At 68.4% G+C, this 22,675-nt stretch carries 20 protein-coding genes, 1 tRNA gene and 1 pseudogene; 12 read left to right on the plus strand and 10 right to left on the minus strand.

Annotation, left to right across the window (positions count from 1 at the left end; translation table 11 throughout):
• The first annotated feature begins 47 nt into the window (after positions 1–47).
• From OGH68_RS19415 to OGH68_RS19440, 6 genes are all read left to right on the plus strand, one after another.
• A complete protein-coding gene (locus OGH68_RS19415; protein WP_264245684.1) occupies positions 48–956 on the plus strand; it encodes a dihydrodipicolinate synthase family protein in 909 nt (302 codons plus the stop codon).
• Positions 957–988: 32 nt separating this feature from the next.
• Positions 989–1,993 (plus strand): proline racemase family protein, encoded by a 1,005-nt coding sequence (locus OGH68_RS19420; protein WP_264245685.1) that lies wholly within the window; start codon positions 989–991, stop codon positions 1,991–1,993.
• Positions 1,990–3,381 (plus strand): aldehyde dehydrogenase family protein, encoded by a 1,392-nt coding sequence (locus OGH68_RS19425; RefSeq protein WP_264245686.1) that lies wholly within the window; start codon positions 1,990–1,992, stop codon positions 3,379–3,381. Before OGH68_RS19420 ends, OGH68_RS19425 begins: the two co-directional genes overlap by 4 nt.
• A gap of 51 nt (positions 3,382–3,432) precedes the next feature.
• Positions 3,433–4,101: a GntR family transcriptional regulator gene (locus tag OGH68_RS19430; RefSeq protein WP_264245687.1), complete on the plus strand. Its 669-nt coding sequence runs from the start codon at positions 3,433–3,435 to the stop codon at positions 4,099–4,101.
• A 120-nt stretch (positions 4,102–4,221) separates the two neighbouring features.
• Positions 4,222–5,487, plus strand: a complete 1,266-nt coding sequence (locus OGH68_RS19435) for an alpha/beta hydrolase (protein WP_264245689.1) — start codon at positions 4,222–4,224, stop codon at positions 5,485–5,487.
• Between the two features lie 47 nt (positions 5,488–5,534).
• The gene (locus OGH68_RS19440; protein ID WP_264245690.1) at positions 5,535–6,737 is read left to right on the plus strand and encodes a M6 family metalloprotease domain-containing protein; all 1,203 of its coding nucleotides are present in this window, start codon (positions 5,535–5,537) and stop codon (positions 6,735–6,737) included.
• Positions 6,738–7,238: 501 nt separating this feature from the next.
• On the opposite strand, the gene OGH68_RS19445 is transcribed toward OGH68_RS19440, so the two are convergent.
• A complete protein-coding gene (locus OGH68_RS19445) occupies positions 7,239–8,465 on the minus strand; it encodes a M6 family metalloprotease domain-containing protein (RefSeq protein ID WP_264245692.1) in 1,227 nt (408 codons plus the stop codon).
• A gap of 1,234 nt (positions 8,466–9,699) precedes the next feature.
• Between OGH68_RS19445 and OGH68_RS19450 the strand changes: the two genes are divergently transcribed.
• A complete protein-coding gene (locus tag OGH68_RS19450) occupies positions 9,700–9,894 on the plus strand; it encodes a hypothetical protein (RefSeq protein ID WP_264245694.1) in 195 nt (64 codons plus the stop codon).
• 412 nt (positions 9,895–10,306) lie between these two features.
• Here OGH68_RS19450 and OGH68_RS19455 read toward each other — a convergent pair whose 3' ends face one another.
• From OGH68_RS19455 to OGH68_RS19475, 5 genes are all read right to left on the minus strand, one after another.
• Positions 10,307–10,927 carry a hypothetical protein gene (locus OGH68_RS19455; protein WP_264245696.1) on the minus strand — a complete coding sequence of 207 codons (621 nt, stop codon included), beginning with the start codon at positions 10,925–10,927 and terminating at the stop codon, positions 10,307–10,309.
• Between the two features lie 283 nt (positions 10,928–11,210).
• Positions 11,211–11,468, minus strand: a complete 258-nt coding sequence (locus tag OGH68_RS19460; protein WP_100106974.1) for a hypothetical protein — start codon at positions 11,466–11,468, stop codon at positions 11,211–11,213.
• Positions 11,469–12,024: 556 nt separating this feature from the next.
• On the minus strand, positions 12,025–12,690 hold the full coding sequence (locus tag OGH68_RS19465; RefSeq protein WP_264245698.1) for a hypothetical protein: 666 nt from the start codon (positions 12,688–12,690) through the stop codon (positions 12,025–12,027).
• Between the two features lie 279 nt (positions 12,691–12,969).
• Positions 12,970–13,428 carry an ATP-binding protein gene (locus OGH68_RS36175; protein WP_319020223.1) on the minus strand — a complete coding sequence of 153 codons (459 nt, stop codon included), beginning with the start codon at positions 13,426–13,428 and terminating at the stop codon, positions 12,970–12,972.
• Positions 13,352–14,005 carry a hypothetical protein gene (locus OGH68_RS19475; RefSeq protein WP_264245700.1) on the minus strand — a complete coding sequence of 218 codons (654 nt, stop codon included), beginning with the start codon at positions 14,003–14,005 and terminating at the stop codon, positions 13,352–13,354. The genes OGH68_RS36175 and OGH68_RS19475 overlap by 77 nt, the downstream gene beginning before the upstream one ends.
• A gap of 453 nt (positions 14,006–14,458) precedes the next feature.
• Here OGH68_RS19475 and OGH68_RS19480 point away from each other — a divergent pair.
• Positions 14,459–15,326, plus strand: a pseudogene (locus OGH68_RS19480) (DUF4360 domain-containing protein).
• Positions 15,327–15,557: 231 nt separating this feature from the next.
• On the opposite strand, the gene OGH68_RS19485 reads toward OGH68_RS19480, so the two are convergent.
• Positions 15,558–15,944, minus strand: a complete 387-nt coding sequence (locus OGH68_RS19485) for a hypothetical protein (protein WP_264245702.1) — start codon at positions 15,942–15,944, stop codon at positions 15,558–15,560.
• 391 nt (positions 15,945–16,335) lie between these two features.
• On the opposite strand from OGH68_RS19485, the gene OGH68_RS19490 reads away from it, so the two are divergent.
• A complete protein-coding gene (locus OGH68_RS19490) occupies positions 16,336–17,355 on the plus strand; it encodes a tyrosine-type recombinase/integrase (protein ID WP_264245705.1) in 1,020 nt (339 codons plus the stop codon).
• Between the two features lie 51 nt (positions 17,356–17,406).
• Here the strand turns inward: OGH68_RS19490 and OGH68_RS19495 are convergent.
• Positions 17,407–17,480: transfer RNA gene (locus OGH68_RS19495), tRNA-Gly, on the minus strand.
• Between the two features lie 220 nt (positions 17,481–17,700).
• On the opposite strand from OGH68_RS19495, the gene OGH68_RS19500 reads away from it, so the two are divergent.
• From OGH68_RS19500 to OGH68_RS19510, 3 genes are all read left to right on the plus strand, one after another.
• Entirely contained in the window at positions 17,701–17,883 is a 183-nt protein-coding gene (locus OGH68_RS19500; RefSeq protein WP_264245707.1) for a hypothetical protein, read from the plus strand.
• Positions 17,884–17,951: 68 nt separating this feature from the next.
• Complete coding sequence (gene dcd / locus OGH68_RS19505) at positions 17,952–18,527, plus strand: dCTP deaminase (protein ID WP_264245709.1); 576 nt, start codon at positions 17,952–17,954, stop codon at positions 18,525–18,527.
• A 16-nt stretch (positions 18,528–18,543) separates the two neighbouring features.
• Entirely contained in the window at positions 18,544–19,041 is a 498-nt protein-coding gene (locus tag OGH68_RS19510) for a phosphoribosyltransferase (RefSeq protein WP_264245712.1), read from the plus strand.
• 104 nt (positions 19,042–19,145) lie between these two features.
• On the opposite strand, the gene OGH68_RS19515 is transcribed toward OGH68_RS19510, so the two are convergent.
• Together OGH68_RS19515 and OGH68_RS19520 are read right to left on the minus strand one after the other, a co-directional pair.
• Entirely contained in the window at positions 19,146–20,021 is an 876-nt protein-coding gene (locus OGH68_RS19515; protein ID WP_264245714.1) for a Yip1 family protein, read from the minus strand.
• 296 nt (positions 20,022–20,317) lie between these two features.
• A complete protein-coding gene (locus OGH68_RS19520; protein ID WP_264245716.1) occupies positions 20,318–22,588 on the minus strand; it encodes a (Fe-S)-binding protein in 2,271 nt (756 codons plus the stop codon).
• Positions 22,589–22,675 lie beyond the last annotated feature (87 nt).

Below are 22,675 nucleotides of genomic sequence, written 5' to 3' on the forward strand. Positions count from 1 at the left end.
GTACCACACCGCTAAGTAAAATGTCACACTTCGTGGAAGGTTCTGACATGAGCGCCACCACTTGGAACTCCGCCCGCCCCTGGCGAGGCATCATGGTCGCCACCGCACTTCCCCTGCGCGCGGACCTCTCCGTCGACTACGACGCATACGCCGAGCACGTCGCCTGGCTGATCGCGAACGGCTGCGACGGCGTGGTCCCCAACGGCTCGCTCGGCGAGTACCAGACGCTGACCGACGAGGAGCGCGCCCGCGTCGTCGAGGTCGCCGTGGCGGCCGCGGGCGACGGGGCCCGGGTCATGCCCGGCGTCGCCGCCTACGGCAGCGCCGAGTCACGCCGCTGGGCCGAGCAGGCCGCCGAGGCGGGATGCGGCTCCGTGCTGCTCCTGCCGCCCAACGCCTACCGGGCCGACGAGGAGGCCGTACGCGCCCACTACGCCGAGGTCGCCGAGGCGGGTGTCCCGGTCGTCGCGTACAACAACCCGATCGACACCAAGGTCGACCTCGCCCCGGCGCTGCTCGCCGGGCTCCACCAGGACGGGAACATCGTCGCGGTCAAGGAGTTCACCGGCGATGTGCGCAGGGCGTACGAGATCGCCGAACTCGCCCCGGAGCTCGACCTGCTGATCGGCGCGGACGACGTCCTGCTCGAACTCGCCGTCGCCGGCGCGGTCGGCTGGATCGCGGGATACCCCAACGCCTTCCCCGCCACCTGCGCCGCCCTCTACCACGCCGCGGTCGCCGGCGACCTGGGGACCGCCGTCCCACTCTACAAGTCGCTGCACTCGCTGCTGCGCTGGGACTCCAAGACCGAGTTCGTCCAGTCCATCAAGCTGTCCATGGACATCGCCGGACGCCACGGCGGCCCGGTCCGCCCGCCGCGCGCCGCGCTGACGGGTCCGGTCGAGGCCGGTGTACGAGAGGCTACCGAGAAGGCCATCGCCGACGGCCACCACTGACCCCACGCCCTGGAGCCGTTAGAGGAGCCGCTATGCGCACCCGCCATGTCTTCCACGCAGTCGACTCGCACACCGAGGGCATGCCCACCCGCGTGATCACTGGTGGCGTTGGAGTCATCCCCGGCGCCACCATGGCCGAGCGGCGGCTGCACTTCATCGAACACCTGGACCATCTCCGTACGCTGCTGATGTACGAGCCGCGTGGGCACGCCGCGATGAGCGGCGCGATCCTCCAGCCTCCCACCCGCCCCGACGCCGACTACGGCGTGCTGTTCATCGAGGTCTCCGGGCTCCTGCCGATGTGCGGGCACGGCACCATCGGGGTGGCCACCGTGCTGGTCGAGACCGGGATGGTCCCGGTCGCCGAACCGGTGACCACCGTGCGTCTGGACACGCCCGCGGGCCTGGTCAGTGTGGATGTACGCGTCGAGGACGGCGCGGCGAAGTCGGTCACCCTGACCAACGTGCCCGCGTTCTGCGCGGGGCTAGGACTCAAGGCCGAAGTCCCCGGGTACGGGACGGTCGGCTACGACCTGGCATTCGGCGGGAACTTCTACGCGTTCGTGGAACTCGACGTGCTGGGGCTGCCGTTCGAGCGCGCCCGCAAGGACGACCTGCTGGCCGCCGGGCTGGCGGTCATGGACGCGATCAACCGGTCGCCGAACCGGCCGGTCCACCCTGAGCGCCCGGAGATCGCCGGGGTCAAGCACGTCTACCTCGCCGCCCCCGGATCGGACGCCCGCCGCTCGCGGCACGCGATGGCCATCCACCCGGGCTGGTTCGACCGTTCGCCGTGCGGTACGGGCACCTCGGCCCGGATGGCCCAGCTGCACGCCCGCGGCGAACTCCCGCTGAACCGGGACTTCGTCAACGAGTCGTTCATCGGTACGGAGTTCACCGGCCGCCTCGTCGCGGAGACGGAGGTCGGCGGGGTGCCCGCCGTCGTCCCCGCCATCACCGGCCGCGCCTGGATCACGGGCACCGCCCAGTACTTCCTGGACCCCGACGACCCCTTCCCCGGAGGCTTCCTCCTGTGACCGCCCACGCAGCCACCCTCACCTCCCGCAGCCCGGCCGACCCTTCCGACATACTCGTACAGATCCCCGCTCCCAGCGCCTTCGCCGCGGTGGACGCCGTGGACCGGGCACGGGCCGCACAACCGGACTGGCAGGCCGGCGGGGGGGCCGCCCGGTCGGCGGCGCTCACGGCGGTCGCCGACGCCGTCGAGGCCGCGGCCGACGAACTGACCGCGCTCGCCGTACGCGAGGTGGGCAAGCCGCTCACCGAGGCCCGCGCCGAGGTCGCCCGTACCGCCGCGATCTGGCGGTACTACGCCCAGGCCCCCTACGAGCCGACCGGCGCCGTCCACGAAGCGGCCGCCGGAGCGGGGCTGCTGCTGAGCCGGCGCCTTCCGCACGGGGTGGCCGGGCTGATCACCCCGTGGAACTTCCCGCTCGCCATCCCCAGCTGGAAGGCCGCACCCGCCCTCGCGGTCGGCAACACGGTCGTCCTCAAGCCCGCACCCGAGGCGACCGCCTGTGCACAGCGCCTCGCGGAGATCGTCCAGCGGGCGCTGCCCGCCGGGGTGTTCGGCGTCGTACCGGGCGGCGCCGTCGAAGGCAACGCGATCGTCTCCGCCGCCGACGTCATCTCCTTCACCGGCTCGACCGCCGTCGGTCAGGCGGTCGCGCGCGCCGCCACCGGGCGGGGCGTCCCGGTCCAGGCCGAAATGGGCGGCCTCAACGCCGCCATCGTCCTTCCGGACGCCCACATCGAGCAGGCGGCGGCCCACATCGCCGCCGCGATCTCCGGATACGCGGGCCAGAAGTGCACCGCCACCAGCCGCGTCATCGCGGTCGGCACCGCCCTCGACCCGCTGCGCGAGGCGCTGGCCGAGGCGCTGCGGGCCGTGCCGGTAGGTGATCCGGCCGACGCCGCGACCGTGTGCGGGCCACTCATCAGCGAGCACGCCCGCGGCCAGGTCCTGGACGCCTCACACGGGCTGCGTGCGCTCGTCGGCGGGACCGCTCCGCACGCCCCGCACGGTCCCGGCTGGTACGCGGCCCCGACCCTGGTCGAGGAGGTGCCGCCGGGACACCGGCTGCTGCGCGAGGAGGTCTTCGGCCCTGTCGCCGCCCTGCTGCCGGCCGACGACCTCGCCCATGCTGTACGGATCGCCAACTCCGTTCCGTACGGCCTGGTCACCTCCGTCCACACCGCCGATCTGAACACGGCCCTGTCCGGGCTCGACCGGCTGGACACCGGCATGATCCGGATCAACGCCCCGTCCAGCGGGGTCGACTTCCACCTGCCGTTCGGTGGCACCAAGGCGTCCAGCCACGGCCCGCGCGAGCAGGGCCGCGCCGCCCTGGAGTTCTACACCTCCAGCCGCACCTACACCCTGTCACCAGCGGGAACAATGTGACATTGTATCTTAGAGGTCCTGTTCGGCACGAAGAGAACACCAGAGGACTCCATGGGCCATCTGATCCGCCGCGACCTCGGCGCCACTCGTGAGCGGCTGCGCGACCAGGTGGCCCATGCCTTGCGCGCTGCCCTGATCTCCGGCGAACTGCGGCCGAGGCAGGTGTATTCGGCACCGGTGCTTGCCGAGAACTTCGGGATCTCGGCGACGCCGGTGCGCGAGGCGATGCTCGACCTCGCCCGGGAGGGTCTGGTCGAGCCGGTCCGCAACAAGGGCTTCCGGGTCACCGAGGTCGACGAGCGCGACCTGGACCAGTGCGCCGAGATCCGGTCCCTGATCGAGGTGCCCACGGTCGGCCGGGTCACCCGCACCGCCGCCCGCGCCGACCTGGAGGCGCTGCGCCCGGTCGCCGAGGAGATCGTGCGCGCCGCTCGTGAACACGACCTGATCGGCTACCTCGAGGCGGATCGCCGCTTCCACCTCTCCCTGCTCGCCCTGGCGGGAAACGACCGGCTGGTCGAGGTTGTCGGCGACCTGCGCAAGCGCTCCCGCCTGTACGGCCTGACGGCCCTGGACGAGCGCGATCAGCTGCTGCCCTCTGCCGAGGAGCACCTGGAACTGCTGGACCTGATGCTCGCGGGTGACGCGAAGGGGGCGGAGGAGTGCATGGCCAAGCACCTCCGTCATGTCCGCTCGCTGTGGGCCGAGGCCGAACGGTGAGAAGGGGCGCTCCATAACGCGGAGTTATGGAGGTCCGAGGGCTCCTCGCGGGCCGCCGGCCGCAGCATGCTGTCTGTGAAATGTCACACAGCACAGAGCCGCTCGGCGTGAAGGGGATCCATGAACCCTGCGTACACGACCACCGACCACGTCTTCACCGTTCCCCTGGACCATGCGGCCCCGCACGGTCCGACCATCGAGGTCTTCGCTCGCGAGGTCGTCGAGCCCGGCCGGGCGAACGAGCGCCTGCCCTGGCTGCTCTACCTTCAGGGCGGCCCGGGCGGCAAGTCCCCCCGCCCGTCGGCCGGTTCGTCCGGCTGGCTCCCTCAGGCGCTCAAGACGCACCGGGTGCTCCTCCTCGACCAGCGCGGCACCGGCCGTTCCACCCCGGTGACCGCCCGAGTGGCCGCCCGCTGTACCTCCCCCGGCCGACTCGCCGACCACCTGGGCCACTTCCGCGCCGACGCCATCGTCGCGGACGCCGAGCTGATCCGCCGCGAGCTTTGCGGTGACCAACCCTGGGAGACGCTGGGCCAGAGCTACGGCGGCTTCATCACCCTCACCTACCTGTCCCAGGCACCCGAGGGGCTCAAGGCGTGCTACGTGACCGGAGGTCTGCCCGGCCTCACCGCGACTGCCGACGACGTGTACGCCCGCACCTACCCGAGGGTGCGGGACCGCGTCCTCGACTTCTACGGGCGCCATCCGGGCGACGAGCCCCTCGTTCGCAAGATCGCCGACCTCCTCACCGCCGGTGACGTGCGGCTGCCCGACGGGGACCGTCTCACCGTCCGCCGCCTGCGCACCCTCGGCCTCGCACTCGGCATGGGCGACGGCTTCGAGCGGATCCACTGGCTCCTCGACGAGGCCCTGGACGCGGAGGGCGAGCTGACCGACACGTTCTTGCAGCAGGTGATGGTCCTGACCGGCTTCACCGACAACCCGCTCTTCGCCGTCATGCAGGAGACGCTCTACGGCCAGGGCGCGGGGCCCACCGGCTGGGCGGCGTTCCGGGCGCTCGCCGGCCGGCCCGAGTTCGCCGAGGACGCGGACCCCCTCCTGCTGACCGGAGAGATGATCCACCCCTGGATGTTCCGCGAGATCAGGGGTCTGCGCCCCTTCGCGGACGCCGCCGACCTGCTGGCCGAACGCACCGACTGGCCACCGCTGTACGACCCCGCCCGCCTCGCCGCCAACGAGGTCCCGCTCGCGGCGGTCGTCTACCACGACGACATGTACGTGGACGCTGGTCTCTCCCTGCGTACTGCGCGCGAGGTCGGCGCCACCCGCGTCTGGGTCACCAACGAATGGGAGCACGACGGGGTCGCCGCCTCCGGCGGGCGTGTGCTCACCCGTCTGATGGACCTGGCCGCAGGCCGGGCATAGCCCGCGCCCTCCTTCCTCTCTTCTTCCTCTTCACCCTCAGGAGAGTCATGCCCGCTCTGCCGACCCGGCTGTCCCACCTCGCTCCGGCGCTCGTTCTCGTCCCGCAGCTTGCCCTCGCCGCTCCTGCCGCGGCGACCGCGGGCACGCCGTCCGGCTCGCCCGCCCGCCCCGCTTCCGCATCCGCCTGTGCGCTGGAAGGCAAGACCGGCTGGACCGACGAAGGCCATGACACGGACCGGAACCAGTTCCAGCCGTCCACCGGAACCCGACACGTCCTGACGCTGTTCGTGGACTTCCCGGACGCGCCGGCCACCGGTTCCACCGAGTCGTACGAGTCCCAACTCGCCCCGGCTGCCGCTTGGTTGAAGCGAGCCAGCTACGGGCGCCTCCAGATGGAGAACACCGCACTGCGCCGCTGGATCCGCATGCCCGCCGACTCCACCTCGTACGGTTTCGAGCGCGGCCTCACCTTCGAGACCCACGAGAAGTACGTACGCGACGCGATCCGCGCCGCCGACCCCTACGCCGACTTCGCCCGCTACGACATGATCTACGTCGTTCCCACCAAGACGGCCGCCGCCATTCCCTTCTCCCCGACCTACCTCTACGACCCGGCCACGCCCGGGATCACCGCCGACGGCAAGCGCCTGAAGTGGGCCGTCACCTTCGGCCAGGACATGTGGCGCTGGGGCCACAAGGTCGCCGCCCACGAGACCGGCCACACCTTCGGCCTCCCCGACCTGTACTCCTTCACCGGGGACACCCACCAGTACGTCGGCGGCTGGGACGTCATGGGCAACATCGCCGGACCCGCCCCGCAGTACCTCGGCTGGCACTCCTGGAAGCTCGGCTGGACCCGCGACCACCAGGTCGCCTGCCTGTCCGCGCCCGGACACCGCACGGTCCGCCTGACCCCGGTGGAGCGCCCCGGCGGCACCAAGATCGCCGTACTGCGCACCGGCGGGACGACGGCGTACGTCGTGGAGTCCCGCCGTGCCCAGGGCAACGACCGAGCCGCCTGCTCGACCGGCGTCCTCGTCTACAAGGTCGACTCCGCGACGCAGACCGGAGAGGGCCCGGTGAGGGTGGTGAACGCGAACCCGGCCTCCACACCGCCCGCTGGCTGCACCCAGCAGGACATGGCCGCATTCGCACCCGGCCAGAACTTCACCGACCCGGACACCGGCACGCGCATCGCCGTCCTCGCGGGCGGCCCGGCCGGGGACACCGTTCGGATCAACAAGCGATGACCAGGGGTCCGTCTCGGTCTCGCTCCCCGAGTGGAGGTCAGCCGTTCCTCTGCCCTTCGGTGGAGGGTGGTTATCCGCGAGTGGGAAGGGCCATGCACGGGTGGGGCCGACAGTCGGGGGTATGCCGTCCAGTGCTCCGCCAGCCTTCGCACACCGTCCGGCCGCTCGGGGCCCCTATGCAGAGCCCGGAGAGCCGAGGGCATCTTCCTGGTCTGGGCCGGAGGAAGTCCGACGGCATCGCCGATACCGACGTACGAGACGGCGTTGCCGTGGGGAGGGCGCGGGATTTTCCCGGCGCTGGCCCTGGTGACCGGCATTCGGCGAGATGGCCAACCCGCCGGGCCGCCCGCCTGAACATGCTTTAGGCGATCCAGGCGCAGTAGCCGAGAGAGGAGTTGCCGACCGCAGTCCGTCGCCGGCTGCTGGAGCGTACCGGCATCTCGGGCCCGGCTGCCCGCCGAATCTCGGCGGGCAGCCCCGGAGGCATCTCGGGCTATGCCGTCACCACTTGTAGGTCCAGACGGTGTCGTTGTACGCGTCGGAGCTGTTCACGTGGATCCGGATACGGGCGGTGTCGTCCTGGAACGTCTGGCCGGGTTTCCAGGTCTGCATGTCCAGCGTGGTGCAGTTCCCGGTGGGTGCGGCGGCTCTGGGGTTGCTCACCACGCGGATCGGCCCGTTGCCGCTGGCGACCGAGGTGTCGACCTTGTAGATCAGTACGCCGGTGGCGCAGGCGCCCGAGTCGTTGTCGGCGGCCTTGCGGGACTCGGCGACGTAGGCGGTGGTGGCGCTGGTCTTGATCACTGCCAGCTTGTAGCCGTTACCCCCGTACTCCACTCCGTTCAGGGTGGTGGAGTAGGTGTTGTTCGTGGACAGGCAGGAGACCTGGCTGTCGGTGATCCAGCCGAGCTTCCACGCGTGCCAGCCGAGGAACTGCGGGGCCGGGCCGCTGATCTTGCCCATGAGGTCCCAGCCGCCGACGTACCGGTGCTGTTCGCCGTCGAAGGCGTAGAGGTCGGGGAGGCCGAAGGTGTGGCCGGTCTCGTGGTTGGCGACCTTGTAGCCCCAGTGCCACATGTCCTGTCCGAAGGTCACCGCCCACTTGATCGCCACCCAGGCGTTCGTCGTCCTGTTCCAGACCCAGGTCGGGTTGGCGGGGTTCTGGACCCAGGTGGGGGTGTGAGTGATCGCGGCCGCGGTGCTGGTCGGCACGATGTAGAACGTGTCGTAGTTGGTGAGGTTGACGCCTGCGTTGGCGGCGCCGGCGAGCGCGTCCTTCACATACGTCCGGTGCGTGTCCCAGGAGAACCCGCGCTCCCAGTTGTAGTCGGTAGAGCTCTTCGGCATGCGCACCCAGTTGGCGTATGGGGCCCGCATGTTCAGCCAGACCTTGCCGTTGGACGCCTTCCACATCCAGTCGGCGGCGCCCGATATCTGGTTGTAGTAAGGCGTGAGAGGCAGGGACGTCCCGGCGGCGTCGGGGAAGTCCACGTAGATCACGCCCACGCGCTTGGTGCCCTCCGGCTTCTGGAACCGGTTGTAGTCGGTCTGCTGGCCCTCGTCGGTGTAGCCGGTCGTCCCCTGGAGCGCACACGTCGAGGTGCTCCCGTTGTACGCATGGGCGGGGCCGGCAGGGACGACGACCAGGGCGAGCAGAGCGAGCATGGCGGACAGGACGAGGAGGGGCGCTGCGCGGAAAGTACGCCACGCCCCAGGTGAAAAGCCCATGTTGTGCCTCCGGGGGGAAGTGATCCGGGCAGTGGGGCCCGGGTGGCTGCGACCGGGTCGGTCGGTGCTTCAACAGGGATGGCCGCCTGTTCGCAGCCCTCTATGGGTGATGTAGGCATGACAGACATGCCGGGCATGTCGTCGCGACCATGAGATCGCATCGGCTTCCGGAGCTTCACGCCGGATCACCCGCGATCGCGGACCGTGCCCGTCCGTCAGGGGTGGGCACCTCCCGAAACGGCCACTGAGCAGGACCCGCTGGTGGATACGTTGGGGACAGCATGCGGATGCGGTACTGACACCGGAAGCTCTTGATTGCCCATAACGTCGCGCTATGGGCTCGTCGTTCGGCTCGGCTCCTACGCCGCATCCGGCCGGTCTCCCCGGTCAGGGCGGCTCGTCTCGCCTTCGTACGCCCATGTCAGCGGATGTCGCGGATTCGATATCCGCTGACCAGTGCGGCATGCTCAAGGCTGAGACGGTCGGCAGGTAGGAGCTCGGTGAGACCTGGAGCCGGTCGGCGTCACCAGCATCGCGGCGATGACGGGAGTGAAGCGGCCGAAGACGGCCCCTTTCGTGCACCCCTGCCGATCGGCGTACGCGCCGATCAGCGGGACTCCGATCAACCGGCCGCGCACCGACCAGTACGGCGAGCGCGTACCGGCCGACAGGTCCCACGCGGACTTCGGCCCTTCGGAGGCGCGCCGTCCCGCAAGAGGACTAGACAACAAACAAGGCCCAGGTCATTGACCTGGGCCTTCGTCATGGAGCGGGTGACGGGAATCGAACCCGCGCTCTGAGCTTGGGAATCACTGGCTCGAACGACCTGACTTCTGCTCTGACCTGCGGAAAGAGCCGTTTGGCTCGCCAGGGAGGGACGGCAGACTCACCGGTGTTGACCGTGGCTCCCCGCTCGTTCTGGCACGCATCTGGCACGGCCTGCAGCGTGTGGCCGGATTGCGACGCTGGACCGTGCCGGTTCTGTACTGACGGGTGGGATGCCACTAAAGTGACACGACCTCATAGCTTCTACGGAGAAGGGGAGGAGGAATGCCGTGCTGAATTACATGAACAGCTGGAACACGGGGTGCCCCGCACCGGGCCGCGTGAGCCGTAAGTGGCGGGAAGCTGCTGGAAGGGCCGGATCCTTCGTCTTCTCCGCTCCAGGGAACATTTTCCAATCGTTGTGACTCATCCAGTGCGCGCCCGGCCCGCGTGCGGGGAGGCGAGCGCGATGTTCCTCGAATTCCTTCAAGCCCTCGGTACGTTTCTTGGCGGCCTCGGCGCCCTCATCGCGGGCACTGCCCAACTCCTTGCGTTCTTAAAGAAGAAGGGCGAGGAGAGGGAGGCTGCTGGTCACGGCGGCGACGAGCCGAGTGTCCGGATGATTCCCCCGGGGCTGGTCGCGTGCCCGGTCGCAGCAGCCTGACGCTGCTCTTCGAAGGATGCCGCCTCGAAGAACGCATCCTCTGCCGGTCGGCCGTCCCGTTTCGGGGTCCAATGATTGCGGTGGGATGTGAACAAACGGAGGGGACGCCAGGACCGCCCCTCCGTTTGTTCGTGGTGCCGACCATCAGCGGCATGCACATCCGAACACCCGCTGCAGGAGTTCGCTCCGGTTGCCGTTGCACCTGGACGCGCCACGGGTAGCGGAGCCGCTGACAGCCGCTCAACGCTATTGCTGTCCGACGTCGTTGATGTCAGCAGTAGATGTCAGGGTGCGCCCCTTGATGCGTACTACCGGCGTTGCGGTCGCTGAGGTCATCCGGCCGGTCAACCCGACTGTGAGGGTCAACTACGGTCGGTGACGGTTGGCGCCGGTGCTGTACCACAGTGTCCCCCTAACTGAACTGCGGTGGGCCGATGACTGTCTGGCCAACCTGCTTGGCCAGCCACGATGCATGCCGATCTTCGTACCCGTCACCGCCTCTGCGGCGGACGTGGACAAGGACGGTGTGCTCGTTGGACCACCCGTCCAGATACCGGGTGGCGGCGTTGAACAGCACAGTGACTTCGGCATGCTCGAAATCCGCATACAGACCATGCTCCGGAACTTCCGGCCACCCCAGGCCCTCCCAGCGGATCTCTGCCACGAACTTGCTGGCGACCGCTGCGAAGGTGTCCTCAATGCTTCCTACGGCCTGATCCAGCATCGAAGCCCACAGCGGCAGATGTGTGGACATGAAGGCGGCGTCCGTGGACAGCTGAGAAGCGTGAACCCCACTGTGCAGTCTAGTTGGGTCACTTTGATCCCGGACCCAGTCATCGACGTCTTCTTTCCTGAACCACGCGTCAGGCATGGCGCTCAGGACATCTAGGACGTCCTTGACTCTGGGGAGTTCGACATCCACGCATACGCTCGCGTGCTCCTGATCACCCACAGCGAGCAACTGACGCGCCACGAGCAGCGCGAGTGCGGGATCTGGAGTGTGGAAGACGGGATACGCGACGTCAACGGACATGCGTGCACCCTGCCACAACGATCAGCAGTCGAAGATCTATTTTTCTGTGGGTACGAGAGGACGCTTCCCACGAGGTCGGTGGAGTCTCAATGACTGAGTCAAGCATCGTCGGCCAGGCGTGGAGCACTTGTTTGGAAGACGCCGTATGCGGGTGGCCGCTGGACTGCGAAGTCGTTGACCTGGGGTGTAGTGCTTGCCTCGCCCTGGTTCCCCGTGGTTCCCCGCTCAGCACCGGCTGATCGGGCACGCATGAGGCACGCACGCTGTGGTCGGCCGGAGCGACCTACTCGTACATCGCGGCGGCCCGCAGAGCGTTGCCGATGAACTCCCAGTCCGGTCCGGGTGGCTCCTCGCCCTGAGAGCGGTGGTAACCCGCTGAATCGTTGATCCATGCGGCCATGGACTCGAGGTAGCGCTCCAGGCTCGGGTTCTCCCAGCCGTCGCCGTTGGCGAGCAGATCCTCGCGCAGCTGGTGGATGTGGTGGATCAGGGCCTCTCGGGAGGTGACTGGCGCGTCTGATCCATACGTGGGCTGAGGCATGGCCGCACCGTACAGCGAGGTCGGTGTAGCGGCTTTGGGCAGGAGCTGCCATGGGGCGAGAGATCGGGGCCCGTAAGCTTCCCGCGACTCGGGCAGTCTCTGGACCTGCCCGCAATAGCCCGATGCGGGCCCTGATCTTCGAGGCTCGCCCCATGGTGGCTGGCTAACTGGCTGTTTTCCTTCCGCTCGCGTGGTCGGTGGGGTTCGAACAGGGGCCTGGTACGGGTGAGTCTGCCGGTGCGGACGCATGGAAGAAGGGCCTCTTGGTAGCTCGCGGATGTCGAGTCCAGCGAGAGCCAAGAGGCCCTGTTGTCGAAGTGTCGCGTGGTCACCGTTGCCGCGTCCAGTCCGTCCACTCCTGGGTGTGACTGCCTCGCCCACAGGTTCGGGAACGCAGCCGACCAGCCGGAGCGCCGGACCCGGTACGGCTCGGACATGAGCGATGCCGAGTGGGCCGTGGTGCGTGACTTGCTACCGGTTCCGGGATGGCTGGCCGGCCGGGGCGGGCGGGCGGAAGGCTACTGCCACCGGCAGATGCTGGACCAATGCTGCGAAGTCAAGGCTCAGTTGATGTTGTCAACACCTCCGGAAGAGGGATCTTGTACGTACTCGGTGCCGTGCGGATGAGTCGGCCGTTGCGTGCCCAGTAGCAGAGCTGTGCGTTGAAGCCGCTGAGCACGCGTCCGGTGATGGTGAGGCCAAGGTTTCCTGCGATGTCGCGGGCGTGCATGGCCTGGTTGGAGTTCTCCGCCAGGATCCTGCAGACCTGCCCCCAGCGGCCGGTGGTGGCCCGGTCCGGGGCATGCGCGGTGGGGAGAGCCTGTGGATGCACGGTGATCACGACGGCTGTGATCGGCGTGCTGTTTCGAGGTCGCTCGTCGCGGTTCCAGATGGCATAGCGGGACGTTCCGCACTTGACGATGCGGGCGGACAGCCGCATCCGGCGCTGGGGCAGCAACGCCCGCAGGACACGGGTGCCGATATGTCTGACCAGGTCGGAGTGTCCGCTCGGAGCTGCGGCTGTGGTCGTCCCAGCGGCGCTGACGACCGTGTCGCGCGCGGCCTCCAGGGCGACGGTGAAGCCGGCCCGGTCGGGATCGCAGAGGGGCACTGTCTCCACCGCGGTCACCATCATCGACCGCAGGGCCTGGTAGATGGTCAGGAGTCCCCACATCTCCACTGGCAGCAAAGGCCGGATTTCTGCCCACTCTGCGCCCGTCATGTCCGACGGATACCGGCGCACCCGGTCCGGATGATCGGCCGCGTTGCCGTACACGTGCGCGAGGCAATCGCACGACACGGCGGGCGAGTTGAAGTGAACGGGCTCGGGCGCGTACAACAACGACAACAGGGCCGCCGGGAACCGCTCGGAATGGGGTCGCACCCCCGAGCTACCAGGAGGCCCTGCCTTCATGCGCGTAAGGGCGGAAGATCACCCGACCAGGAACTCCGTTCGACTCACATGTTCCAAGATCGGTTGAGATTCGGCTTCTGATCCTGGTCATTGGATTGAGGGCTTGTCAGTGCGGTTCTTGGGGCGCTTGTTCGGGCGGTAGCTGGGGCCGTTCATGATGACTCGATGGCTGGTGTTGATCAGCCGGTCCAAGAGCGACTCGGCGACGACGGGGTCAGGGAAGAGGGGATACCAGTCGCTGGGCGCCCGGTGACTGGTGATGATCAAAGACCTTCCCCTGCCGTGCAGAGGTTCGACGTGACCGTCCGCTTCCGTCCGGGCGGCCCGGCCGTCGCCGGCGAGTGGACCAGCGGTGAGACGGCGGACAGGAAGTTCCGCTCCTGGATCGGGATGTACGGCGATCACGCCACCGTGGTCATCGCCCTTACCGAGCATGAGCGGCAGCGCCGCGGGCGCCCCTCCGCGTCGCTCAGCGGGCGTGGAGCATGTAGGTGTTCTCCAGCTCGTCCTGGACGACGGTGGCCTTCTTGTCGACCGTCCGCACATGCATGTCCTGATCGGGGGTGTGGGTGCGGAACCGCCAGCCCTTCGGGAGCTGCAGCCGGTCGCCGAGGGAGGCCAGGGAGTCCATGCTCTGGCTGTCGTCCACGGTGTGCGAGTACGCCTGCAGGACGTACGTCCGGCCTTCGGCGTCGGTCAGCGCATACGCGGGCCTGCCGGCCTTCAGGACGTACTCGGTGTCCCGGTCCACCGTAGTGGCCACGTAGTGCTTCTTACCCGGCCCCGCGGTGACGTCGACGTCCGGCGGGATGCGGACCTCGGCCGCCCAGCGGGCCTCCAGGCCGTCGAACTTCTCGACGTCGCCCCAGGCGTACGTGGTGACCTCGTCGATCGTCCAGAACCGGGGCCCGTTCAGGAACACGGCGGGGACGCCGAACTCCGCCGCCAGAGCGCCCGCATCCAGCGCGTTCCACTTGTCGAGGGGGCAGTCGTTGAGGCCGTAGGTGGTGTAGACGGCCGCCTTGAGACCGCCGCGCTCATCCGGCGAGATGAGCAGGACCTCGCCGTAGCGCTCGTCACGCATACCGCTCTGGTGCCGGGACGGCTTCGCCGGGTCGGACATGGCTCCTCCTTGTCACGGCCCGTCGCCCACGGCTGCGGGAGCCGGGCTGCGGGCCGGGGCCCGCCCGCAGGCGGGCCAGGGTCGTGACGCGCGTCGTCCACTTCATCCAGGTCAGCACACCCGGGGCGTTGCCGCACGCCGTAGATGAACCACACTGTCTCGCCATGCTCACCCGCGGCGGCGTACGACACCTGCAAATCTGGCTTCGTTTCCCAGCCGGTGCTGCTCCTGTGTCATCTGCAGGACGTACTCAGCCGGGCGGGCTCAGGCGTACGACCCTGTCGCCGCGGGCGACGACGGCTTCGAGTTCTCGGATTCCTTGCCGGATCGGCGCGCTCTCCCCGATGCCGCGATCACGAGGCCTTCGGCAGCGATCCCGCTGCAGTTGCTGCTCGGTGACGCCAGCGGCCTGGGCGTCGAACAGGCGGGCCGCGTACTGGGCGATGCCGGTCGATGTCGCCCCTGCTTCCTGGCCCGATCGCGCACACGGGGCTGGCAAGTCCTTGCGGACGTCGGCTTCGAGGCGGGCGGCGAGCTCCTGGCGGGGCGGCGGATCTGGCCGGTGAGGTAGCGCTCCACGGTGCGCTGGGAAACGCCCAGGCGTGCTGCGACGACGCGGGTGGAGCCGCGCTCGTGCTTGACGAGGAACCGCATCTGGGCACCGTCGGATTTCGGGATCGGGCGGGTGGACACGCGCCCGGCGGCACGGTTGAGGCTGTCTGCGATGACCCCCACGAAAGAGCCTCCGTTCCTGGTGATCTTCTACCGGCGTCTGCGGGCCAACCTCTCCAGAGGGTGACCGCGGACATCAAGGGCAGGGCCCTGAAGCGCTGGGGGTCGCCGAACAGCCGATCACACCGTCAGTTGAGAACCTGCACCTCTCGGACGTCGACTGTGAAGGGCAAGGGCGCCAAGCGGACCGACTTCCGCAAGAACTGCCAGCTCGGTTTGAACGTGTACGCCCCGCAGGGCTTCACCTATGCCATCGCCAAGGCCGACTATCGCGGCTTCGCCAGCCCGCAGAACGGCGCGAGCGCCACGCAGCGGGCCAGCTACTACTTCCAGGGCATGTCCCGGACGCCGTACCGCAGCCACCGGTTCCACGGCCCGCTCCAGGACAACTGGCAGGTCTCCGACACATCTGCCATCCACGCCCTCGTCCTGCGGTGAGGAGCGGAACTTCGACATCAACACCGCGCTACTCGTGAACGGAGGACGCGCCGACACGACCAACACCACCAGGTTCATGGCGATGGACTCGACAGACGGCAGCCTCACGACCAAGTACCACTTCGCCTGGAAGAAGTGCCCGGTGCGCTGACGCCCGCGTAGCCGGCCCGGCGCCCGACGTGTCGGCCGCCGGGCCGCCGATCCGCGCCCCTTGGACGACCGTCGTCGTCCCGCTGGCGGCGCTTGTGGCAGGAGCCACCGTCCCAAAGGATCCTGCGAAGCCTCGCCAGGCGCCACCGTGACTGAATCAGCGCTCCCGGCAGGGCACGTCCCGGTACCGCCAGCACACCAAGTCCCTGCACTGACCCGGGCAACACCCAGGTCAGTGCACGAGATAGAGGGTGAGGGCTCCACCTGACTCGGAGATGCTGGCGACATGAGCATGACCACGGGCAGTGGCGTACGCGCCGGTGCCGCCGGTGATGGCGAGCTCGAAGTCGCTGGGCGGGCCGCCGACAGGGGTGGTCTGCAGGTGCTGCCACGTCACCTGCCCCCGGGGAAGGCTGAAAGTGCCTGTGCAGTGAGTGGTTTGCGCTGCCACTCGGGTGCACACTGCTCCCTCGGTGCCATAGCCGACACCTCCGCGAAAGAGGTTCGCGGTGATGATGATCTGATCACCGACCCCGCGTCCAGGTGTCCCGTTGTCGACCACCGTGGTTCCTGTACCCGTAGACGTCAGGCTGATGACTTCCTTGCGCTTGACGTCCATGCCCCAGTCCACGGGGTACGGCTTATGGGACGCAGAGGCGGAACCGGCGAGAGTCGCGAGCGACAACGCCGTTGCTGCCACCACGCTCCACTTCGAAATGGATTGCATTCTTCCTCGCCTGATGATCGCGGGCTCCTTGGGTGCGCCCGCCCAAGAATTCTCATTGTGCGATGGAGCGTCAATTCTCAAACTCATCAAAAGTGCCTGGTTCATCCGTCCGGCGGCATCTCCCCCAACACACCCAGACCGACCACGCCCAATGGCCCCGGCCGAGAAGGTCCGAGACCTTGCCGTGTGAGGTTCCCCCGTTGCGCGAGAAATGCTGATCAGCCTGTCAGTGAGGTTGACGGGGTTTCAGGTTCGTCGGTTCGGCCGTCACCTGCTCGGCGTAGTGTTTCTCCTCGAATTCGAAGGAAGCCGAGCCGTTCCTGGATGCGGCGGGACCAGCCCTGCCGGCCTGAACTTCAAGGAGTACGCGCTCCAGTGGGTCGAGAAACGCGGCCTGTCCGCGACAACCGATGAGCTGTACCGCCGACTCCTGCGGCTGCATCTGCTGCCCACCTTCGAGGGCCTGGACCTCGACGACATCACCGCGCCTCGCGTCCGTACCTGGCGGGCCGAGCGGCTGGCGTCCACCGGGGCCGCCACGACCGTGTCCAAGTCGTACCGGCTCCTCAAGGCCATCATGGAGACTGCCGTCGATGACGAGCTGATCCGCCGCAATCCCTGCCGCATCAAGGGTGCTGGTAAGGAGTCGTCCGCAGAACGGCAGATCGCCACCGTCGACCAGGTCGATGCGCTCGCCGACGCCCTCGGTCCTCGCTGGCGGCTGATGGTCTACCTCGGTGCGTACGGTCCGATGCGGCCGGAGGAGCAAGCCGAGCTGCGGCGCAAGGATGTCGACCTGGACGCGATGACCGTCCGCGTGCGCATGGCCGCGCCCGAGCTGACGACCGGCCACCGCGCCCTTGGCGACACCAAGTCGGAGGCGGGCAAGCGGCTCGTGGTTCTGCCGGCCTTTCTGCGGACTGACCTTCGTCGGCATCTCGACTGGTACGCGGAGAAGGGGCCGGACGGACTTCTGTTCGTGGGGGAGAAGGGCAAGCCGTTCCGGCGTTCCACCTTCGGGAGGAAGTGGCGTCGTGGCCGCGCCCTCGTCGGCATGCCGGACGGCTTCCGCTTCTACGATCTTCGTCACACCGGGCACACCCTCGCGACCCGGTCCGGAGCCTCGCTCAAGGACACGATGGTCCGCGCCGGGCAGTCCTCGGAGAAGGCCGCGCTGATCTATCAGCACTCCGACTTGGACCGGCAGCAGGAAGTTGCAAGCGGGCTGGATCAGCTGGTGCGGGCCGCCCGCCAGAAGGGCACGGAGAAGCCTTCTGGTGCGGATCTGGTGCAAGGCGCTTAGCGCGGTCTGGACAACAAAGAAGCCCCGGGCCGCTGGCCTGGGGCTTTCTGCTGGAGCGGGTGACGGGAATCGAACCCGCGCTCTGAGCTTGGGAAGCTCATGTTCTACCATTAAACTACACCCGCGCGGCGGACCGGTGATCGGTGCCGCATCGTCGCACACTCTACCCCATCGCTCGCCCCATGGTGTATTTCGCCGCGGGGCGTTCGTGGTTTCCGCGGTGCGGACGCCGCTGCGGGGCGCGGGAGTTGGGGCGTACGGTGGAGGGGCGGAGTGCCGCGTGCGGCGGTGTCCGAGGTATCCCCTAATGTGACCTTCGTCCGCATTCGCTGGGGAAGGGGCCCGATGGACTTGATGGAGCGCACCGTCGTCCGCTGTGCCGAGGGGCACGTGTTCAGTACCGCTTCGTTTCCGATGCAGCAGCTCGGCACCGACCGGATCGGTCCCGGGCGGCTCATCCGGTGTCCGCGGTGTGCGCGGCTGAGGAGCGCCGTGCCCGTGGCTCAGGGGCGGCAGCACAAGCAGTAAGGGTGGAGCGAGCGCGCGGGCAGGTGTCCGATTGGGGACGGCCCGCGCGCTCTGCGTATCCTCGGGACGTGCTTCTCTCAGACAAGGACATCCGGGCCGAGATCGCCGCCGGGCGCGTGCGTATCGACCCTTACGACGAATCCATGGTGCAGCCCTCGAGCATCGATGTGCGGCTGGACCGCTACTTCCGGGTGTTCGAGAATCACCGCTATCCGCACATCGACCCTGCCGTCGAGCAGAGCGATCTGACCCGGCTCGTCGAGCCGGAGGGCGACGAGGCGTTCATCCTCCACCCCGGCGAGTTCGTGCTGGCGTCGACCTATGAGGTCATCTCGCTGCCGGACGACCTCGCCTCGCGGCTGGAGGGCAAGTCCAGCCTCGGGCGGCTCGGGCTCGTGACGCACTCGACGGCCGGCTTCATCGACCCCGGGTTCTCCGGGCACGTCACGCTCGAGCTGTCGAATCTCGCCACGCTGCCGATCAAGCTCTGGCCGGGCATGAAGATCGGGCAGCTGTGCATGTTCCGGCTCAGCTCGCCCGCGGAGGAGCCGTACGGCAGCGAGCGCTACGGCTCCCGCTACCAGGGGCAGCGCGGGCCCACGGCCTCCCGGTCGTATCTCAATTTCCATCGGACGCAGGTGTGAGGACCGGAGCAGCGGCATGAGTGACGTACGCGAGAACCTGACCTACGAGAAGTTCGGCAGCGCGATCCGTGAGCTGGCGCAGACGATCGCCGACGACGGGTACGAGCCCGACGTCGTGCTGTCCATCGCGCGCGGCGGGGTGTTCGTGGCCGGCGGGCTGGCGTACGCGCTGGACTGCAAGAACATCCACCTGGTGAACGTGGAGTTCTACACCGGCGTCGGAACCACGCTGGAGATGCCGGTCATGCTGGCGCCCGTGCCCAACGTCATCGACTTCTCCAACAAGAAGGTCCTCATCGCGGACGACGTCGCCGACACCGGCAAGACGCTCAAGCTCGTCCACGACTTCTGCCTCGACCATGTGGCGGAGGTGCGGTCCGCGGTGATCTATGAGAAGTCGCACTCGCTCGTGAAGTGCGAGTACGTGTGGAAGCGCACCGACGACTGGATCAACTTCCCCTGGAGCGTGGAGAAGCCCGTCGTGCGGCGGAGCGGTCAGGTGCTGGACGCCTGACGCCGGGACACCCCGCACGCACGGCACAAGCGGCACACAGGTGATAAGCGAAGGCCCCGCCGGACCGGGTTCAGGTCGGCGGGGCCTTCGCGGGTGTACGGGGCTCAGATCGTGCCGAGCTTGATGATCGACAGGAGCGCGATCAGCTGGATCGCCGACGCGCCCAGCGCCTTCGGCCACGGCAGGTCGTGCGACTTGCTCACCATCGTCGTGAACAGCGCGCCCGCCGCCAGCCAGGTCACCCAACCGAGCAGCTGCACCAGGGAGTTCTCGCCGCCGAGGAACATGGCGAAGATGAGGCGCGGCGCGTCCGTGACGGACATGATCAGCATGGAGAGGCCCACGGTGGGCTGCCACGCGCCGTTGCCGCCGAGCTGGCGGGCCAGGGTGTGGGTCACGGCGCCGAGGACCAGGCCGCTGACGACGAACGCGGCGCCGGTGATCAGGACGTACGGAATCGCGTTCGCGAGCGTCGCGTTGATGACCTCGTCACGGGGCTCGTCGAAGCCGAAGATCGCGAGCATGCCGTAGAGCAGGGTGACGACCAGCGCCGGGATCCAGACCGCGTAGTCGCGCATCTGGAGGAACGTCGGCCCGGGCCGGAGCACTATGCCGCTCAGCAGCTGCTTCCAGTGCAGGCGCGGGCCCGTGGGGGCGGCAGGCGCGGCACCCGCGTGGTAGGTCGCGCCCTCGCCGTAGGGGTCGTCGTGCACGCTGAACATCTGCGTGTGGCCGGGGTTGTTGGCCGCGTACGGGTCCTGGGCCGCGCCGTACTGGGGGTGCGGGTCGCCGAAGTACTCCGGCTCGCCGTAGCCCCCGCCGCCCTGGGGCGCGCCGCCGGCCCGGGGCCACTGCTGCTGATGCGTGTACGGCGGCGCAGGGGCCTGACCGCCGCCCGTGTAGGGCGGCGGCGCCTGCTGCGCCTGCTGTCGTTGCGGGGTGCGGTTGTCCCGGCCGCGTCCGATCCTGAATCCAGCCACGTCATCGAACGTACCTGGTCCGGCGGGGCAGGGTGGCGGTGGACCGGAAACGCGAGGGGGTTTGCGGCCGACCTGTGACATCCCCTAAGGGGACCCTGAGGGCCCGCCCCCCGAGACCGGACCCCTGCCGAGAGGTGGGAAGTCCGGTCCGGCCGGAGCCCGCAGCCCCTGTCGCGGGTGTCCGCCGCCCGGGCGCCGAAACGCGAACGGCCGGTCCTGCCCCCGAGGCAGGTCCGGCCGTCGCTGTTCTCCCGTGGAGAGATCTCTCCCGTGGAGTCCTGCTCCTGTGGAGACGGTTACTTCACCGGCTCCGGTTCCGGTGCACCCTCCGGCTCCGCCTCCGAGGCGGGGTCGGCCGGCGGGGTCTTGACCGAGTCGAGCAGCAGCTGCGCGACGTCGACGACCTGGAGGGACTCCTTCGCCTTGCCGTCGTTCTTCTTGCCGTTGACCGAGTCGGTGAGCATGACCAGGCAGAACGGGCAGGCCGTGGAGACGATGTCCGGGTTGAGGGACAGCGCCTCGTCGACGCGCTCGGTGTTGATGCGCTTGCCGATCCGCTCCTCCATCCACATCCGCGCGCCGCCGGCGCCGCAGCAGAAGCCGCGTTCCTTGTGGCGGTGCATCTCCTGCTGGCGCAGGCCGGGGACGGCCGACATGATCTCGCGCGGGGGCGTGTAGACCTTGTTGTGGCGGCCCAGGTAGCACGGGTCGTGGTAGGTGATCAGTCCGTCGACCGGGGTGACGGGCAGGAGCTTGCCCTCGTCGATGAGGTGCTGCAGCAGCTGCGTGTGGTGGATGACCTCGAACTCGCCGCCCAGCTGCGGGTACTCGTTCGCGATCGTGTTGAAGCAGTGCGGGCAGGTGGCGACGATCTTCTTCGCCGACTTCGGCTTCTTCGTCTCCGGGTCGTCGTCGTCCTCGCCGAAGGCCATGTTCAGCATGGCCACGTTCTCCTGGCCGAGCTGCTGGAACAGCGGCTCGTTGCCCAGGCGCCGCGGCGAGTCACCGGTGCACTTCTCGTCGCCGCCCATGATCGCGAACTTGACGCCCGCGATGTGCAGCAGCTCGGCGAAGGCCTTGGTGGTCTTCTTGGCGCGGTCCTCGAGGGCGCCGGCGCAGCCGACCCAGTACAGGTAGTCGACCTCGCTGAGGTCCTCGACGTCCTTGCCGACGATCGGGACGTCGAAGTCGACCTCCTTGGTCCACTCGACGCGCTGCTTCTTCGCCAGGCCCCAGGGGTTGCCCTTCTTCTCCAGGTTCTTGAGCATCGTGCCCGCCTCCGACGGGAACGAGGACTCGATCATGACCTGGTAGCGGCGCATGTCGACGATGTGGTCGATGTGCTCGATGTCGACCGGGCACTGCTCGACGCAGGCGCCGCAGGTGGTGCAGGACCACAGGACGTCGGGGTCGATGACGCCGTTCTCCTCGAGCGTCCCGATCAGCGGGCGCTCGGCCTCCGCCAGCGCGGACGCGGGCACGTCCTTCAGCTGCTCGGCGGATGCCTTCTCCTCGCCCTCCATGGTCTTGCCGCCGCCGGCCAGCAGGTACGGGGCCTTGGCGTGCGCGTGGTCGCGCAGCGACATGATCAGCAGCTTGGGGGAGAGCGGCTTGCCGGTGTTCCAGGCGGGGCACTGCGACTGGCAGCGGCCGCACTCGGTGCAGGTGGAGAAGTCGAGAATGCCCTTCCAGGAGAACTGCTCGACCTGGGAGACACCGAAGGTGTCGTCCTCGCCCGGGTCCTCCCAGTCGATCTCCTTGCCGCCGGACGTCATCGGCTTCAGCTCGCCGAGGGCGGACTCGCCGGTCGCGTTGCGCTTGAACCAGATGTTCGGGAAGGCGAGGAAGCGGTGCCAGGCCACGCCCATGTTGGTGTTGAGGGCGACGGTGATCATCCAGATCAGCGAGGTGCCGATCTTGATCATCGCGACGAAGTAGATCAGCGTCTGCAGGGTCGGCACGCTCAGGCCGTCGAAGGCGAGCACCAGCGGGTACGAGACGAAGTACGCGGCCTCGTAGCCCTCGACGTGGTGGATCGCGCCCTCGAGCCCGCGCAGGGCGAGGATCGCGAGTCCGATGGTGAGGATGATGTACTCGACGAAGTACGCCTGCCACGCCTTGGAGCCGGCGAAGCGGGACTTGCGGCCGGCCCGCGAGGGCAGGTTCATCAGGCGGATCGCCATCAGGACGACGATGCCCACGACGGTCATCAGGCCGATGAACTCGATGTACATCTCGAACGGCAGGAAGCCGCCGAGGACCGGCAGCGTCCAGTCGGCCCGGAACAGCTGTCCGTACGCCTGAGCCAGCGTGGGCGGCAGCGTCAGGAAGCCGATCGCGACGAACCAGTGCGCGAAGCCGACGATGCCCCAGCGGTTCATCCGCGTGTGGCCGAGGAACTCCTTGGCCAGGGTGATCGTGCGCGCCTGCCAGTTGTCGGTGCGGCTGCCCGCAGGCACCGGCTGCCCGAGCTTGACGAACCGGTAGATCTGCGCGACCGCTCGGGAGATGAGCGCAACGCCGACCACGGTCAGGGTCAGCGACACAATGATCGCGGCGAGTTGCATTTCGGGGCTCCTCGGGCCTGCGAGGGTGGGTGATCCAGCACTACTACTAAGCGGTAACTTATTCAGTCCGAGCTGAGACTACCCACT

The organism is Streptomyces peucetius (genome assembly GCF_025854275.1).
GTDB classification, from domain to species: Bacteria; Actinomycetota; Actinomycetes; order Streptomycetales; family Streptomycetaceae; genus Streptomyces; species Streptomyces peucetius_A.

Excerpts from the sequence above, each read along its gene's own strand:
- OGH68_RS19420 (WP_264245685.1), top strand. The coding sequence starts at position 989 with ATGCGCACCCGCCATGTCTTCCACGCAGTCGACTCGCACACCGAGGGC.
- OGH68_RS36175 (WP_319020223.1), bottom strand. The coding sequence starts at position 13,428 with ATGTGCGGACGGTCGACAAGAAGGCCACCGTCGTCCAGGACGAGCTGG.
- OGH68_RS19465 (WP_264245698.1), bottom strand. The coding sequence starts at position 12,690 with ATGACGGGCGCAGAGTGGGCAGAAATCCGGCCTTTGCTGCCAGTGGAG.
- OGH68_RS19430 (WP_264245687.1), top strand. The coding sequence starts at position 3,433 with ATGGGCCATCTGATCCGCCGCGACCTCGGCGCCACTCGTGAGCGGCTG.
- OGH68_RS19435 (WP_264245689.1), top strand. The coding sequence starts at position 4,222 with ATGAACCCTGCGTACACGACCACCGACCACGTCTTCACCGTTCCCCTG.
- OGH68_RS19500 (WP_264245707.1), top strand. The coding sequence starts at position 17,701 with ATGGACTTGATGGAGCGCACCGTCGTCCGCTGTGCCGAGGGGCACGTG.
- OGH68_RS19475 (WP_264245700.1), bottom strand. The coding sequence starts at position 14,005 with ATGTCCGACCCGGCGAAGCCGTCCCGGCACCAGAGCGGTATGCGTGAC.
- OGH68_RS19485 (WP_264245702.1), bottom strand. The coding sequence starts at position 15,944 with ATGGACGTCAAGCGCAAGGAAGTCATCAGCCTGACGTCTACGGGTACA.
- OGH68_RS19455 (WP_264245696.1), bottom strand. The coding sequence starts at position 10,927 with ATGTCCGTTGACGTCGCGTATCCCGTCTTCCACACTCCAGATCCCGCA.
- OGH68_RS19450 (WP_264245694.1), top strand. The coding sequence starts at position 9,700 with ATGTTCCTCGAATTCCTTCAAGCCCTCGGTACGTTTCTTGGCGGCCTC.
- OGH68_RS19415 (WP_264245684.1), top strand. The coding sequence starts at position 48 with ATGAGCGCCACCACTTGGAACTCCGCCCGCCCCTGGCGAGGCATCATG.
- OGH68_RS19440 (WP_264245690.1), top strand. The coding sequence starts at position 5,535 with ATGCCCGCTCTGCCGACCCGGCTGTCCCACCTCGCTCCGGCGCTCGTT.
- OGH68_RS19445 (WP_264245692.1), bottom strand. The coding sequence starts at position 8,465 with ATGGGCTTTTCACCTGGGGCGTGGCGTACTTTCCGCGCAGCGCCCCTC.
- OGH68_RS19510 (WP_264245712.1), top strand. The coding sequence starts at position 18,544 with ATGAGTGACGTACGCGAGAACCTGACCTACGAGAAGTTCGGCAGCGCG.
- OGH68_RS19520 (WP_264245716.1), bottom strand. The coding sequence starts at position 22,588 with ATGCAACTCGCCGCGATCATTGTGTCGCTGACCCTGACCGTGGTCGGC.
- OGH68_RS19460 (WP_100106974.1), bottom strand. The coding sequence starts at position 11,468 with ATGCCTCAGCCCACGTATGGATCAGACGCGCCAGTCACCTCCCGAGAG.